This is a genomic window from Williamwhitmania sp., from assembly GCA_035529935.1.
In the GTDB taxonomy this organism is placed as follows: domain Bacteria; phylum Bacteroidota; class Bacteroidia; order Bacteroidales; family Williamwhitmaniaceae; genus Williamwhitmania.
Genome location: DATKVT010000143.1, coordinates 1 through 15,525 on the forward strand (window position 1 = coordinate 1; position 15,525 = coordinate 15,525).

Here is a 15,525-nt window from a genome sequence, read left to right on the forward strand (position 1 = left end):
TTATGTTCCTTGTAATAGGTAAGTGCATAGGTGGCAGCAATGAAAGCAGGAACGTAGCCACGGGTTTCCCTTGGCAGTAGGTAGTAAATTTCCCAGTAATTGCGTTTGCCACCCGAACGGCGAATGGCCTTGTTCACGTTACCTGGTCCGCAGTTGTAAGCGGCAATAACCAGCGTCCAGTCGTGGTATATATTGTATAGATCGCTAAGAAAGTGGCATGCAGCATTGGTGGCAGCCACGGGGTCCTTACGCTCATCCACAAAAGAGTTTACCTCTAACTTATAGAGTTTGCCTGTTCCATACATAAACTGCCATAAACCCGTGGCCCCCATTCTGGAAACGGCATTTGGATTTAGTGCCGACTCAATAACTGGTAGCACCTTTAATTCAAGTGGGAGGTTGTAGGCATCAAGAGTCTCCTCAAACAAGGGGAAATAATAGTCGCTAAGTCCCAAAATCTCCTCCATCTTATCCTTTCGCTTTTGGGTATAAACCTTAATGTAGCTCTTAACCACACCATTAAAGGAGAGTTCCAGCGGTGAAATAATATTGTGCAACCGATGCATGTAAACAGAATCGGGCAGGTCAAGGTTCAGGGAATCCCCCTCATCCTTGTAATCGGTCATCAGATTTGTGGTATCCTCCTGCTGCTGTTGGTAGTATATTGAGAGTAAACTATCAAGATTTGTATTATCACTTACCGAATTGGGATTCTCTTCATTTATTGTAGGCGTGGTGGAAGCTGCCGCCGCTGCTGCAGATAATGGTAGGGGTAGGATTTTCTTTAGTGAATTTGTTTGACTCCAACCACTAACTGACAACCCAACACCAAACAAAATTGTTACAGCACAACCCTTAAAGAATTCCATTCGCTTAAAATTTTAAACATTTATAATATTAAAGAATGAACCTTGCAATGGCAATAATTCAACCAAAATCAAAGGTAGAATCGAGAAATGGCAACAAAAACAAAGAATTCAACGAAGTAAAAGTAGTAAAAATTAGAAACTAACCGAAAGATTGAACCCAGCAATTGGGGTTACGGTATAATAATAGCCATTCCCAACAGAGGCAATGGTGGCTGTGGGCTCCATCCTGAAGGCTAATTTATCGCTGATATCAAAGTTGAAGAAGTAGGCATCTACGTTGGCATCTATAATGTTTAGGGCATAGGTGGCTGCAAACATTATTACAGAAAGGTCTCTATTTCGTCGGTACGCATCGCGATAGTTTTTAAGTTCAACGGCGCTCCTTGCTCCCGAAAACTCATCGATGGTGGCAGGATTATTATCGGTAAGATAGTTGTAGGCCTTTCGAAAACGGGTATACTCGCGATTATTAAACTCAATTGAGTAGGCCGAAGCTGCTAAACCTCCATAGATTAGGGGGATTTTCCAATACTTGTGATTGTAGATCTGCCCTAAGCCAGGAACCAACGTCGACATTAAGGTTGCCTTTGCTGGTGAATGACCAAGTTTTGGATGATGATAAACTGCATCAAGTACCGATGAGATATAAAAAAGCCCAGCCCCCACATAGAACAGGTCACGCTGATCGCGATATTTCAAGTAATCTTGCTTTAGCCCTTGAACAGCCACCTCGGACATACCGGAGGTATTTATCTGATCAAATGCACGCAATGCTTTTTGGTACCGTAGGTTGTTCTGGTAGCCGAAGTAAGCCAACGAAACAGCACCTCCATAAAAAATAGGGATTTTGTAGTAGTCATGATTGTAAACTTGCCCATAGCCCGGAAGCAGCATTGATCTAATCCAAATACTTCCGACACGTATTGTATCTCGTTTCCTAGATTGGGCAAGAGAATCAGCGCTCTGTGCAAAGACGCTGCAATTAAAAAGCAAGGCTGTAATCACCATCAGGAAAACAGCCTGTAGATATTTTAGCAAACGGTGAGTCAAAACTTTGGACAATTATTCAAGATTGAGCAACTCCATTTTTTCGGTAATCTCTTCAACCTCCTTTTCGCTGCGAAAAGAGATAATAATTTTACCAGTTCCTCTTGGTCCTTGCTTAATATCAATACGGGTATTAAAGTATCGCTCCAAGTGCGACTTCAGCTTACCATAACTTTCAAGGGAGGCTGCCTCATTTCCGTTTGAAGTGGATGTTGCAGGAATAGGTTTGCCATCCTGAATCTCCTTTACCACGCTCTCCACCTGCCTAACGGAGAGGTCTTCTGCAATAATTCTCTGGTAAACCTCCAGCTGTAATGTAGGATCGTCGATGCCAATAATAGCGCGGGCATGGCCCATGGTTAATAGTTTATCGCGAATACCCGCCTGTATCTCCACAGGTAGCTTTAGGAGGCGAAGGTAGTTGGTAACGGTTGCCCGTTTTTTACCTACACGGCTACCCAAATCTTCCTGAGTAAGATTACACTCCTCAATAAGTCGTTGATAACTAATGGCAATTTCAATGGAATCCAAGTCTTGACGCTGAATGTTCTCCACCAGTGCCATTTCAAGCATACCCTGGTCGTCGGCTGTTCGAACGTAAGCTGGTATTTTAGTAAGGCCTGCAATTTTAGAGGCACGGAACCTTCTCTCACCAGTAATCAGCTGAAAGCGATCGTTAACCTGCCGAACCGTAATTGGCTGAATAATGCCCAACTTGTTGATAGACTCCGCCAACTCATTCAGAGACTCCTCGTCGAAATGAGAGCGAGGTTGAAATGGGTTAACGTCTATCTTCGAAAGGTCAATCTCGCTTACCAACTCAGAGGTTATTCTAGTTTCGTGATGAATGGCTCCGCCATCATTGGCATCTTCCATCAACGCCCCAAGTCCTCTTCCCAACACCATCTTTTTTGCCATAGAAAATCTCCAATTCTACAAGTAATTATTGTGCTTTTTGCGCATTTGTAAGTTTTGTCGCCTCGTTCTTTTGCAGAACCTCGCGAGCCAAGTTCAGGTAGTTTAGCGAGCCCGTGGAAGCGGCATCATAAAGGATTACTGGCTTGCCATAGCTTGGTGCTTCACTAAGTTTAATGTTACGCTGAATAATGGTTTCGAAAACCATGGACTGGAAGTGTTTTTTAACCTCCTCAACTACCTGATTCGACAACCTCAATCGCGCATCGTACATTGTGAGTAAAAACCCCTCTATTTGTAGTTCAGGATTGAGGCGAGTCTGAATAATCTTCACCGTATTAAGCAACTTTCCAAGCCCCTCCAGTGCAAAGTATTCACACTGCACCGGAATAATTACAGAATCGGCAGCAGTAAGTGCATTAACGGTAATGAGACCAAGAGAGGGAGAACAATCGATAAGTACGTAGTCGTAATCATTCCTCAACTTTGCGATAACATTTTTCAACATATTCTCCCGGTTAGGAAGGTTGAGCATTTCAATCTCTGCTCCCACAAGGTCGATATGTGAAGGTATGAGGTCGAGATTTTTAATCTCTTCGTTCTTCAATATTACGTCACGAGGGTTTATATCCTCAACGAGGCACTCGTATATGCTAGTTTTCACATTCCGAATGTCAAAACCGGTTCCGGAGGTGGCATTTGCCTGAGGATCGGCGTCAATTAGAAGCACTTTCTGTTCTAATACAGCCAAGCTGGCGGCAAGGTTAATAGCCGAGGTTGTCTTTCCGACGCCACCTTTTTGGTTAGCAATTGCAATTACTTTTGCCATTTGAGTGTATTTTTTTCGTTTTGCAATATTAAGAATAAAAGTCTAATTAACCTAACTCCAAAAAACAAGGAAAGGTTTGACATTGCTGACATCCAGCCTATTACATTTACAACAATTATACTGTAAGGAAATAAAAAAATCTATTCCATCCACAGTTTTTCTAGAAAAAATATTATGCAGAAGGCAGAGAAGCCATTCTGACAGGGATTGCGCTGTATACACCACACCATTTTTCAGAAAATGGGAACATACTAAGAGTTGGGGCGTCACCTTTTCAACAAGGTTCAAATGGCAAATACCACACGAACACTGTGGCATCAGCATGTTAAGGTTATTTGCTGTGGGGAGGTAAGTGGAAGAATTTCATGAGTATTGAAATTTCTCATCAACTTCGCCACCAAATGCATTTTAATACTACTTTTGGAGGTTGACTAAAAAGCATTCAAATTGGAGAATAATAGCTGGAAGGTTATCATTAATCCGAAAGCCGGAAGTGGACGCGGTCACAGAGACTGGCCAGTAATAAAAGCACTTCTAGAAAGCAAAGGATTGCAGTTCGACTTTGAGTTTACCCGAAAGCGCTACCACGCTGTAGAGCTCACGGTGAGAGCCATTAATGAAGGCTATTACAAAATAATTGCCGTTGGTGGTGATGGTACAGTTAACGAAATTGTGAACGGCATCTTTATCCAAAAGGCTATCCCCACTACCAACGTGCTGCTTGGAACCATTGCAGTGGGAACTGGCAACGACTGGGCTAGGACCTACAAATTACCCTGGAACTACACCGACGCCATTGAGGCGCTTATGATGCAACGAGACTTTCTTCAAGATGTTGGGTTGGCCTCCTTTTTTGAAACTAGAGTGCACCACACCCGCTACTTCGCCAACGCAGTGGGAATCGGCTTCGATGGAGCAGTCGGATTTCGCTTCAACCGGCTAAAAGAGTTGGGTAGGAAGGGAAAGTGGCTCTACGTTATGGCACTAGTGCATGCTCTCATTCAGTATCGCTCAACCAGCGTCTCCGCCAAGATTGATGAAAGAGGCATAAAAAGCGAAATATTTAGCGCTACACTTGGTATCGGAAAATTCAATGGAGGAGGAATGCTACAGGTTCCCGATGCTATCTCCGACGACGGGCTATTCGATATGACCATAATTCGTAAGCTCAGCAAGTGGAACGTGCTACGCAACCTACCGATACTCTATAACGGGAAAATATACGAACACCCAAAGATTAGCGTAGTTCGGGCAAAGAGTATTTCAATACACTCCATCCCCCCTATGCCCATGGAGCTCGACGGGGAAGCCGTTGGCCATTCACCCTTTGAGTTTAAGATTGTCCCCAAGTCCATTCGAGTTGTGGTGGGGGCAACTTTTCAGGAGCAGGCAGAGGTGCTACCTAAGCGTTAAGACACTCCTGAAGCAGTAGATTTTTATCGATTGGCACTACACCAACCTTCTCGCATACCAAGCCACCAGCCATGTTGGCAATGGCGGCAATGGCGTCCGGCGCAAGACCGGCAGCAAGGCACAAGCTGGCCGTACTAATAACCGTATCGCCTGCACCAGATACGTCAGCAATCTCACGCATTTGCGCGGGAATAGCATTATAACTCTCTCCATTGCTGATAAAAACACCTAGTTCGGAGAGCGTTATAAACACCAAATTAACTTTCATCCCGGCATGGATTGTCTTGGCTGCCTGAAATATTCCATCAAAATCGTTCTTCTTCAAATCGAGCTTAAGCCCTTCAACCAGCTCTTTATAGTTTGGTTTGAAAAGGGTAACTCCATTGTAGGCAGCAAAGTTCCTCTTTTTAGGATCGACAAGTGTTGGTATTCCCTTTCTGTTGGCTACCTCAACCACGCGACGAATTAATTCCGAGGTAATGGCACCCTTGTCGTAATCTTCAAATACAATAGCATTAACAGAATGATGGTCAACTAAAGAGAGAATATGGTTAGTAAAGGCTAGTTCTATTTCGGGAGTGAGGTTTTCAGTGCTCTCCTCATCAACCCTCAGCAGGTGTTGATTGTCGCTGATGATACGAGTTTTTACAGTAGTTGGACGACCCGGATCAGCAAAAATTCCCTCGTCGGTAAGGCTATTTTGCCTTAAAAGGTCCCGCAGCAGATCGCCCTTAATGTCATGCCCCACCACTGAGCACAGGATGGGTGTTGCGCCTAAAGCTTGAATATTGAGAGCTACATTGGCAGCTCCACCTAGCCGATTCTCCTGCTTTGTGCAAGCCACAATTGGTACAGGTGCTTCAGGCGAAATACGTTCAACCTTACCCCACAAGTAGGAATCAACCATAGCGTCACCGATCACCAAAATTTTGAACTGATTGAATCTTTCAAACAGTTCGGGAAGTTTACTCTTATCCATTCGATTAAAATATGCAATCGCACAAAGTTAATAGAATTAGGAAAAGAGGCAACAACCATATGCTACACTACACCACAAATGCAAAGTGCGCAAGCTTGTGGGCCTGCGCACTTTAAAGGTTTAGGGACTTTAGGTGAACATGCTAGTTGGTAGGCCCACTATCAACTTGGGACTCAATAGCGCTCTGAACCGTAGTTGAAACATTGGAGAAGAAATTGAAACCGGTTTTCGACTCAATGTAGTCAACGGTGGTGCGATACTGTCCCCAGTTATTAGCAATGCTCTGAGTATTTGGCATCCATACGGCAATAACCCGAGTCGAAGATGTCACTCGGCTAGGATCATTGGTACCATTGGGAAGAATAATAATCACCTTCCATGTATAGGAAGGAACTGTTACCTTACCGCTGGCTATGGTTGTGGTTGTTCCTCCATTGCTGCCAGTTCCGCCAGAGCCATAAGGTCCATCAATAATGTAAAGTTCATTCCCAGCATTTGCCAGTGTGCGGCAATAGTTCTCAAGAGCCGCCCATGGTTGCTGGTTGTTAACCGGTGCCTGAGGCATAATATTGGTCATCTTCATGGTATTCGTTATCGCAGTAGTGCTATAGCTTCTGTCGGCAGCAGCGCAAAGATGTCCACGGTCGAATCCGGTGTTCGTGTAATTTGAAGTGGTAACTTGATACCAACCGCTTGGCAATGTTGCATCGGTGGTAAAGGAGCTTGGACGCGAGGCACTTCCCAACCATGCTGTGCTCAAATGCCAGCTCACCCAATTCGCGGTGCCTTTGTCGCGATTATAGGAGAGAGCATACTCACTCTTTACCATAAGATAGTTGGTGTAGTTTGAGGTCGAGGTTGTAGCATTGCTTGGATTTCCCATGCCAATATTGTCGTCGCGAGTAGCAGGACCAGTTGTTCCACCACCACCCGTATCGCCAGATGAATATGGGGAAACCGATACATTGTCGATGTTAATTCTATTAGTTCCACCAGAAACTTTACGAATGTCGATGCGAACGTTTCCAGACTTATTGATGGTGAAGGTAACCGTTGCTAAGCTCGTTGAAGAAGAAGTAATGGTGCTTCCGACCTTGGTCCAGCTGCTTCCACTATTTGTTGAATAGTAAAGTTCCCACGTGCTAGAACCATCGGTTCCATATACTGCATGATTAACGGAAACAGTAGAAATACCAGTGGTATAATCGAATTGAGCCGTCAACTTACCGGTATTGCGAATACGAACTGACTTGGTGTCGTTTTTACGATCGCTCGTAGAGGTACCAACCAGCGCATCGTCGAGATACCAGCTTCCAGTGCTAAAGGTAACCGCACCGGCGGCATATGCAGTTTTCGTTCCCGACTCAAATGTTTCAACCGTTGCGGAAGACGTTGCCTTCATTAAGGTTGAACTTTCATTAGTTACCTGTGGCGTAACTGCATCGTCTTTGGCACAGCTTGCAAATACTGCTGCCATTGTGGCTAAGAGTAATAGTTTTTTCATAGGGTTTTGAATTAGGTTTGCCCAAAACTATGGCGTCAATAAGGCAAAGGCAATAACAAAAAACTGCATTTAGTAAACCCACACTTTTTATGACAATTGTTAACACAATGTTTTCTCAAGGCCAAGTAGTGAATACCGAAGGAACCAATCTCAGGTTATTAAAATGGTGTGAAAGCCATCATACAAGGCAATGCAGGTGGTGTCATATAGAATGAAAAAAGTTAACCTGCCCTGCTCATTGTTATTTAAAGAATAACAAGAAAAGCCAACAGGTAAACTATTGTCGTTGGATAGAATAAAAAAAAGTAAGACTGGATTAGCTTATCGGTAATGAATAAATAAGGAGGAGAAGCACTTCAGTCTACTGACTTCCAATTTTTTTAACCCTATAAAATCGAAATCTTCGCTTCACTCCGACTTGTGACTTTATCACTCCTTACTTGATTCTTTAATCTAAGAAATTATTAAAAGAAAAAGGATGCCAATCCGGCATCCTCCCTCAAAAACTATCTAATCAAAAGAATTTAATGTGGGCCCGTATCGGTTCTTGCCTCAATAATAGCCTGAATAGCCTTTGGAACATTAGAAAAGAAATCGTAGCCAGTTTGGGACTCAATATAGTCAACCGAAGTGCGATACTGACTCCAATCGGTGGTTAATCCAGTTTGGGTATTTGGTATCCAAACAGCAATTACCCTTGTATTTTCATTCACTCGAGCCACATCGTTTTCACCATTTGGGAGAACAAGTATCACCTTCCATGTGTAGGAAGGGACCGTGACCAAGCCATTGGCTATTGTGGTTGTTACTCCACCCAGATCTCCCGAACCACCCGAACCATAAGGGCCTGCTATGATATACAATTCATTACCAGCATCAGTTAACGTTCTGCAATACATTTCCAAAAACTTCCATGTCTGCTGGTTGTTATAGGCAGATTGCGGCATAATATTGGTCATTATAAAGGTGTTCTTCTCCTCTGCAAGGGTGGAATCGCGATCGGAAGCTGGGCATAAGTGTCCACGGTCGAAACCAGAATTGGTATAGTCACTAGTTGAAACATGATACCAACTTGCAGGCAAGGTCACATCAGTGTTAAAGTAGGTTGGACGAGGCACACTCCCATACCATGCGCTGCTCAAGTGCCAGCTCACCCAGTTGGGTGTACCCTTATCTCCATTGTAGGAAAGTGAATACTCCGGCTTCTCCATAAAGTAGTTCGAGAAGTTATCGATCGAAGCAGTGGCATTGGATGGATTGCCCATGGTCATGTTGTTGTCACGGGTTGGCGTAGAGGAGCCATTTTCAACTGAGTAGGTGGTGAACGAAAGGTCGTCAATATCCATTTGATTATCGTTACCCGAAAGCTTCCGGATTTGTAACCGAACATTTCCAACCATATTAACGGTGATCTCCGCCTTTTTCATTTCATAGGCATTGCTTTCCACTGCATTACCTGCAGGATACCAGCTATTGCCCTCATCAATGGAATAAAAGAGCTGCCAAGTACTTGGACCTCCATCTCCATAAACTCCATGGTAAATGGCAACACTACCAACACCATTAGGTAAGTCGAAATTAGTGGTAATCGTGCCAAGGTCCTTTATTCTTATAGCGCTGTGATCGAACTTCCTATCCAGTGAAGTAGAACCAACAACACCATCATCTATGGTCCAGCTGCCTGAAGGAAACGTAACGCTACCACTGTCGTAGCTATCTTTTACTACTCCCTCAAAAGTTTCGAAAGCACCAAATGAGGCAACTATTGTATCACCTGGATTAACAGAAGTTGTAGATGTTTTATCCTTTGCGCATCCAAAGGTTAAAAGGAGGGCAACAAGAATTACAGAAAATCGACTCATAGTTGTTTAGTTATGTGGTAGCGGTCAAAGCTATTCATTCACTGTGTATACGTCAATAACAATAATTGTTTTATGGTAAACCGCTTTATGGGCAAATAAATAGATTTAGGTAAGCAACTATGCAACCTACCCTGCCTCAACTTAGAGTTAATCTAAACAATGAATATGCTAAGCACAAATACCCTGCATTTTCTATACAAATCGTCTAAAACCAAGCAGAATGGTTGGTCAAAAAAAAATATTACAGATCCTAAAAACTAAAAATTAGATGCAGAGCTATTCATAAAGCATAAAAATGAGTTACATTTCAAGCCTCTTAACACAATTAAGCAGTTTTTAACAATGACAATACAAACCGCCCGGTAAACAACAGCCCAATGGATCTTTTAAGCGAGCTGGTATTTATTGTGATGCAGCGGCCCCCACGAGACCTAAATGCGCTTCTCTCCCCAACATCGAAGATGCGCTACTTTTTCGATCTGTTACTCCATGGTGAAGTAACCACTGAAGTCGATGCGGCCCAACGAATCTACGGATCGTCGTCGAAAGATAAGCGCTACCTCATGCTTAAGCGCAACCTCATCAACAAGCTTACCGACATTGTTCTCAGCGCAGAGTATTTCGACAAGAGCAACTACCATAGTATTCGTTTTGAATGCGAAAAAGAATTAACCGTTGCTGCCAAACTCCTTACCCAGAATGTTTTTCACAATGCAGAAAGAATACTGCAGCGAATATCGAACCTCTCGCAACAGTTTCAGCTGGTAGATGTTGAACTATCGTGTCAAAAACTCTACCATCGAATAGCTTCCATGAAAGGTGACAACGCTGAAATTCTCAGAATTGGAGAGCAACTCGAAATCCTGCGCACACTTTCGGGACAGATTGACAAATCACAGGAATGGGTTGAGCTGCTCCAGAGCCGAACGCGCTACTTCATTGGCAAGAGTAGCATTATAGAGCAAGAAGCTGAATCATATGCCGATACCATAGAGGGCTGGATGATTACCACACCCAATGTTTTCCTTCATCTCAACCTCACTCACATTAGAATAATTCAGCTTCTGCAGACCAACAATGCTACGGCGTTAAAGCACAATGTAGAACTATTCAGCTCATTACTCCACTCTAATATCTACCTGTCAACACCTTCATTGATTCTCCTACTACACTACTACCAAGTCCTGCTTTTCCGCATGGAAGGCAGCTGGGAGAATATGCGAAAATCAGTGGAGGAATGTTTGTATCTATCTGAATACAAGGCATTTAATCGTTTCACCATACAAACCCACCACTTCGACCTACTCATGAAGGAAAATAACCTTACTGAAGCTGGAAGAGTGCTGCTAGAGGTGAAGGAGCAACCTCAATTCAATCTCATCTACGATCCCGATAAATCAGGCTGGGCAATCCGCAAGGCCTTTTTATTTTATGCACTGCTATCACAAGACGATCGTGATGGCATTGAGCGTTTTACTCCTGAGTATGCACGAAAGATTGACATCAACACCCTTGGTAACAGCTGCCGCTCCATCTCAAAAGACAAGCAAGGTTATAACACCATGCTGATGCAAATTAGGGTTATACTTATGATGGAACACCATCTAGATGAATTACATAATGAGGCGGAAAATATTAGGGTTTACTACTACCGGCATCTTAGAAACGAGAACTGCAATAGAACAAAAATATTTTCTCGAGCTCTCTACAAGCTACTTCAGGGAAACTTCAACGCAAGGGAGGTGAGCGAGAATATAGATAATTTCAAAAAAAAATTGACTGAACTTGCCAATCACAGAGTTATCGACACCCCTGAGCTTATTCCATACGAACGGTTAGGCGAAATGGTGATTTCAAGAATTCAAAGGCAGCTTAATATCTAAACTCAGCCCAGTTTCATCTAGTAGGGATCAACATCAGGAGAAAAGAAAACGGAACGAAATTCATCACGACCCTTCACCTGCAATATGCACTCTGCAAGCAATTCCTTGGCCTTCGCCGCACTGCGTTCACGCTCAATCTTTATCAAAATATTTCTAATGAAGAAGGTCTGAATCCTAGCCACCACAGGCTCTTCGGGGCCAAGCACCCTTTTTCCAAAAACTTGCCTAAGCAATTCGGCTAACGCATTAGCCGCAGCCTCAGTAACACCACTGCTCCTATGCTTTATACTAATCCGGATAAGTCTGAAGAATGGTGGATAAAGGTATTGCTTGCGCTGCTCCACCTCATTGCGAAAAAAGCCTTTAAAGTTATTATCAATAATGTAGGCGAGAACGGGATGGTCGGGCTGGGTAGTTTGAATAACGACCAATCCCTGCTTCTCCTTTCTACCAGCCCTTCCACTCACCTGCGCCATCAGCTGAAAGCTGCGCTCGTGAGCGCGAAAGTCGGGAAAGTTGAGCATGCTGTCGGCGTCGAGCACTCCCACAACGCTAACCTTGTCGAAGTCGAGTCCTTTGGTTACCATTTGTGTGCCAACCATAACGTCGACCTTATGCTCTTCAAAATCAGAAATAATTTGTTCGTAGGAGCTGCGCGAACGGGTAGTATCCAAATCCATGCGGGAAATGCGCAGTTCGGGAAACAACAGCTGCAGCTCCTCCTCGATTTTTTCGGTACCAAATCCGCGGGTTTTAATGTCGGTGCTGTGACAAGCAGGGCAACGCTCTGGAACCTTAGTGGTAAATCCACAGTAGTGACATACCAGCTGGTTGCCAGCTTTATGGTAAGTAAGGCTCACATCACAATTCTGGCATTTAGGAATATGGGCACACTCCATGCACTCTACGTAGGGGGAAAAACCCCTTCTGTTCTGAAATAGGATTATCTGTTCCTTTTTAGCAATGGCCTGCTCAATAGCTCCTACCAGCTGTGGCGTGAACATGGCTGCCATCTGCTTCATTTTTCTTGCCCGCAACGTATTAGCCAGCTCCGCCTTGGGCAACTCCACATCACGGTGACGGGTGAGCAACTCCACCAGCCCATACTTGCCTGAGATGGCATTGAAGTAGGTCTCCACCGAAGGGGTTGCTGTTCCTAGCAGCACCTTAGCGCCAAAGTTGGCGGCCAGCACCATGGCCGTATCGCGTGCATGGTAGCGGGGTGCAGGATCGTACTGCTTATATGTATTCTCGTGCTCCTCGTCGATAATAACAAGCCCCAGATTGGTAAAGGGAAGAAAAACGGATGAGCGAACACCCAAAATCAAGTCGTAACGATTACCTCCGACACCATCAGTACCGTGTAGCATCCGGTTGTAAACTTCAGTGCGTTGACCATCGCTAAACTTGGAATGGTATACGCCCACCTTCTCCCCAAATACACGGCTTAGCCGTGTGATGATCTGCGTAGTAAGTGCTATTTCCGGCAAAAGATAGAGCACCTGCTTTCCCTCCGCCAGCGTCTTCTTTATGAGATGAATGTAAACTTCGGTTTTCCCACTTCCAGTAACGCCATGCAGCAGCACCACCTCTTTCTGTTCCATTTGGGTAAGAACAGCGTCGTATGCCAACTGCTGAATACCAGAAAGCGAAGCTGCTTCAGAAGAGGCTTCTGTATCCTCGAGCCTGCTAATCTCTCGCTGCTCAATAACAAAGATGCTCTTTTCCCTGCACGCCTTAAGGACACCATAGGATATCTGCGTTTTTTCCAACAGCGCTTTTTGCGTTACACGAAGAGGTTTATCCCATTTTAGCGGCTGCGTCATAGAAATATAAGCAAGCAACAGCCTTTGTTGAGCAGGAGCAGCGCTAAGTTTTTCGAAAAGACCATTAACCGCCTCCTCGCTGCACACATCCGGATGCAAGGCCACTACGCTTTCGGTACGAGGCTTTATGCTCTCCCTAATCGACTCCTCAACCCGAAGGAAATGCCCACCTATCAACCTATTGATTATAGGTAAAGGATTTTTGACTTCCAACTCCTTAGCAAGTTCTTGCACCGTGACATTTTTTTTTCGGGCAACAAGCTGCAGCACCTGTCGCTCCTCATCGGGCAGATCATCATCCACTTCCTCCTCGCGCTCAAGATGGATTCGAGTTTCGCTTTCGAGCTTCATCCCGGCAGGAAGAGCAGCCTTCATTACATCGCCCGGGTAGGCCATGTAGTAGGAGGCAATCCATTCCCAAAGTGCCAGCTGATGCGTCGTTAGTATTGGTTCGCTATCCAGAACCGCCGCTATATCTTTTACCTCATAACCGGTGGGAGGAATTTTGTGAACATTAACTACCACTGCAGAGTATAACTTTTTCCGACCAAACTGCACCACAACCCTTACCCCTTTTACCACCTGCTCTTCTAACTCCACAGGAATAGCGTAGGTATAAGCCTTAGGAACAGGAACAGGTAGAACCACATCGGCAAAAAGCTTCTGCATAACGGTAGATTTCCCCAATTCTAGATAGCCAGCATTTCTGCCAACTTCAGCATTTTCACATTCACATCCTTCTTGTTCTTAATGGTTTGGTTGAATGGAACCTGAACAATCTGGTTATTGGCAATACCCACCATCACACTCTTTTGATCGTCCATTAGCGCCTCAACAGCGCCGGCACCCAGTCGGGAAGCGGTTACCCTATCGAATGCAGAAGGAGAGCCGCCACGCTGAATGTGCCCAAGAACGGTCACTCGCACATCGTACTCAGTAAAGTCTTCCTTTACCTTTTTGGCAATTTCAAAAGCCCCTCCTTGGTCGGCACCTTCGGCAACAATTATAATGTTATTCAGACGCTTACGCTTGCTGTTGTTTTCCAAAAACGACTTCAACTCTGAATATGGCGTTCTGACCTCAGGGATCAGAATGGCCTCAGCACCCACGGCTATTCCACTGCGCAGGGCAATAAAACCAGCATCACGGCCCATCACCTCAACAAAGAAGAGGCGGTTGTGCGAAGCGGCTGTATCACGAATCTTATCGACAGCCTCAACAACCGTATTCAGTGCGGTGTCGTAGCCGATGGTGTAGTCGGTACCGTATAGGTCGTTATCGATAGTACCCGGAATTCCTACAACAGGAAAATCAGGATGCTCCTCGCTAAGTAGGCGAGCTCCCGTAAAAGTACCATCACCACCAATTACCACCAACGCCTCTAGACCCTGCTTCTTAGCATTCTCGTAGGCCTTTTGGCGACCTTCCACTGTCTTAAATTCCATGCAGCGGGCCGTTTTCAGAATGGTTCCACCCTTCTGAATAATGTCGCTCACGTCGGTCACCTTCAAATCGCGAAAATCGCCGGAGATTAAACCAGCATAACCCTCCTTGACGCCCACAACCTTAATACCGTTGAAGATAGCGGCACGGGTCACCGCACGAATGGCAGCATTCATTCCAGGGGCATCTCCACCAGAAGTCAACACACCAATTTTTTTAAACTTTGCCATATTTTCTATTTTTAACATCCATTTTAAAAGCCGATTAAATTCCTCGGCGAATTATTCTTCACAAGCCTCTTTGCCAGCGAATCAAAGCTACGGGGTAACTTTAAACTATTATTTAATCCTAAGCTAAGATTTTCTATTTCACCATTTCTCGGATGGCTTCCGCCACCTGCTCCATAAGCCATAAAGGAGTGCTGGTAGCCCCGCAAACTCCTACAGAAGATACATTGGCAAAAAACTCCGGATGTAACCCACCGGGCGATTCTACAAAAATTGTTTTTGCATTTGCAGCCTTGCACACCTCAAAAAGAACCTTCCCGTTGGAGCTATTTTGTCCAGCCACAAAAACCACCACATCATGCGCCTGAGCAAAAACCTTCAGCTGCGGTCGCCTGTTCGATACGCTACCACACACGGAGTTTACAACCCTTAGCAACGACTCATCGCCACCAACTTCTAGCAAACGGGAGCGAATTGCCTCCGCTAAGATTTGGTATTCCTCGGCATCCATGGTAGTTTGTGAGAACAGAACCATTGGATTAGAAAAGTCTAGGTGAACAACGTCATCAACACCACCAATAATTATGGCTTCATTGCCTGCATTTCCAGCTAAACCTAAAACCTCCGGATGACACTTTTTCCCGTAGATAACCACATGCCCGCCTACATTTTTCATCTCGGCATAGGCATCGGCCACCCGCTGCTGTAGCTTAAGCACTATTGGGCAG

At 44.7% G+C, this 15,525-nt stretch carries 12 protein-coding genes; 2 read left to right on the forward strand and 10 right to left on the reverse strand.

The window, feature by feature from the left end; translation table 11 throughout:
* The 4 genes from VMW01_10670 to VMW01_10685 all read right to left on the reverse strand — a co-directional run.
* On the reverse strand, positions 1-869 hold an 869-nt coding region (locus tag VMW01_10670), incomplete at its 3' end, for a lytic transglycosylase domain-containing protein (protein ID HUW06710.1).
* A gap of 132 nt (positions 870-1,001) precedes the next feature.
* Positions 1,002-1,907 (reverse strand): DUF5683 domain-containing protein, encoded by a 906-nt coding sequence (locus VMW01_10675; protein HUW06711.1) that lies wholly within the window; start codon positions 1,905-1,907, stop codon positions 1,002-1,004.
* Between the two features lie 24 nt (positions 1,908-1,931).
* A complete protein-coding gene (locus VMW01_10680) occupies positions 1,932-2,834 on the reverse strand; it encodes a ParB/RepB/Spo0J family partition protein (protein HUW06712.1) in 903 nt (300 codons plus the stop codon).
* Between the two features lie 25 nt (positions 2,835-2,859).
* Complete coding sequence (locus tag VMW01_10685; protein HUW06713.1) at positions 2,860-3,660, reverse strand: AAA family ATPase; 801 nt, start codon at positions 3,658-3,660, stop codon at positions 2,860-2,862.
* Between the two features lie 447 nt (positions 3,661-4,107).
* Here VMW01_10685 and VMW01_10690 point away from each other — a divergent pair, with 447 nt between their 5' ends.
* The gene (locus VMW01_10690; protein HUW06714.1) at positions 4,108-5,073 is read left to right on the forward strand and encodes a diacylglycerol kinase family protein; all 966 of its coding nucleotides are present in this window, start codon (positions 4,108-4,110) and stop codon (positions 5,071-5,073) included.
* Here the strand turns inward: VMW01_10690 and VMW01_10695 are convergent.
* The 3 genes from VMW01_10695 to VMW01_10705 all read right to left on the reverse strand — a co-directional run bounded on the left by VMW01_10695 (position 5,063) and on the right by VMW01_10705 (position 9,418).
* Complete coding sequence (locus VMW01_10695) at positions 5,063-6,052, reverse strand: bifunctional ADP-heptose synthase (protein HUW06715.1); 990 nt, start codon at positions 6,050-6,052, stop codon at positions 5,063-5,065. The two genes, VMW01_10690 and VMW01_10695, sit on opposite strands and share 11 nt — an antisense overlap.
* Before the next feature lie 142 nt (positions 6,053-6,194).
* Positions 6,195-7,556 carry a DNA/RNA non-specific endonuclease gene (locus VMW01_10700; GenBank protein ID HUW06716.1) on the reverse strand — a complete coding sequence of 454 codons (1,362 nt, stop codon included), beginning with the start codon at positions 7,554-7,556 and terminating at the stop codon, positions 6,195-6,197.
* Positions 7,557-8,080: 524 nt separating this feature from the next.
* Positions 8,081-9,418, reverse strand: a complete 1,338-nt coding sequence (locus VMW01_10705) for a DNA/RNA non-specific endonuclease (GenBank protein ID HUW06717.1) — start codon at positions 9,416-9,418, stop codon at positions 8,081-8,083.
* Between the two features lie 377 nt (positions 9,419-9,795).
* Here VMW01_10705 and VMW01_10710 point away from each other — a divergent pair, with 377 nt between their 5' ends.
* Positions 9,796-11,301, forward strand: a complete 1,506-nt coding sequence (locus tag VMW01_10710; protein HUW06718.1) for a hypothetical protein — start codon at positions 9,796-9,798, stop codon at positions 11,299-11,301.
* Between the two features lie 17 nt (positions 11,302-11,318).
* Here VMW01_10710 and priA read toward each other — a convergent pair whose 3' ends face one another.
* The 3 genes from priA to VMW01_10725 all read right to left on the reverse strand — a co-directional run.
* Positions 11,319-13,796: a primosomal protein N' gene (gene priA / locus VMW01_10715; GenBank protein ID HUW06719.1), complete on the reverse strand. Its 2,478-nt coding sequence runs from the start codon at positions 13,794-13,796 to the stop codon at positions 11,319-11,321.
* Positions 13,797-13,816: 20 nt separating this feature from the next.
* Complete coding sequence (gene pfkA, locus VMW01_10720) at positions 13,817-14,800, reverse strand: 6-phosphofructokinase (protein ID HUW06720.1); 984 nt, start codon at positions 14,798-14,800, stop codon at positions 13,817-13,819.
* Positions 14,801-14,933: 133 nt separating this feature from the next.
* The coding region (locus tag VMW01_10725; protein ID HUW06721.1) for a hypothetical protein at positions 14,934-15,525 on the reverse strand (592 nt) is incomplete at its 5' end.

What these genes read in the sequence shown, in the direction of transcription:
- VMW01_10685 (HUW06713.1), bottom strand. Translation starts at nt 3,660, where the DNA reads ATGGCAAAAGTAATTGCAATTGCTAACCAAAAAGGTGGCGTCGGAAAG.
- VMW01_10710 (HUW06718.1), top strand. Translation starts at nt 9,796, where the DNA reads ATGGATCTTTTAAGCGAGCTGGTATTTATTGTGATGCAGCGGCCCCCA.
- pfkA (HUW06720.1), bottom strand. Translation starts at nt 14,800, where the DNA reads ATGGCAAAGTTTAAAAAAATTGGTGTGTTGACTTCTGGTGGAGATGCC.
- VMW01_10695 (HUW06715.1), bottom strand. Translation starts at nt 6,052, where the DNA reads ATGGATAAGAGTAAACTTCCCGAACTGTTTGAAAGATTCAATCAGTTC.
- priA (HUW06719.1), bottom strand. Translation starts at nt 13,796, where the DNA reads ATGCAGAAGCTTTTTGCCGATGTGGTTCTACCTGTTCCTGTTCCTAAG.
- VMW01_10705 (HUW06717.1), bottom strand. Translation starts at nt 9,418, where the DNA reads ATGAGTCGATTTTCTGTAATTCTTGTTGCCCTCCTTTTAACCTTTGGA.
- VMW01_10680 (HUW06712.1), bottom strand. Translation starts at nt 2,834, where the DNA reads ATGGCAAAAAAGATGGTGTTGGGAAGAGGACTTGGGGCGTTGATGGAA.
- VMW01_10700 (HUW06716.1), bottom strand. Translation starts at nt 7,556, where the DNA reads ATGAAAAAACTATTACTCTTAGCCACAATGGCAGCAGTATTTGCAAGC.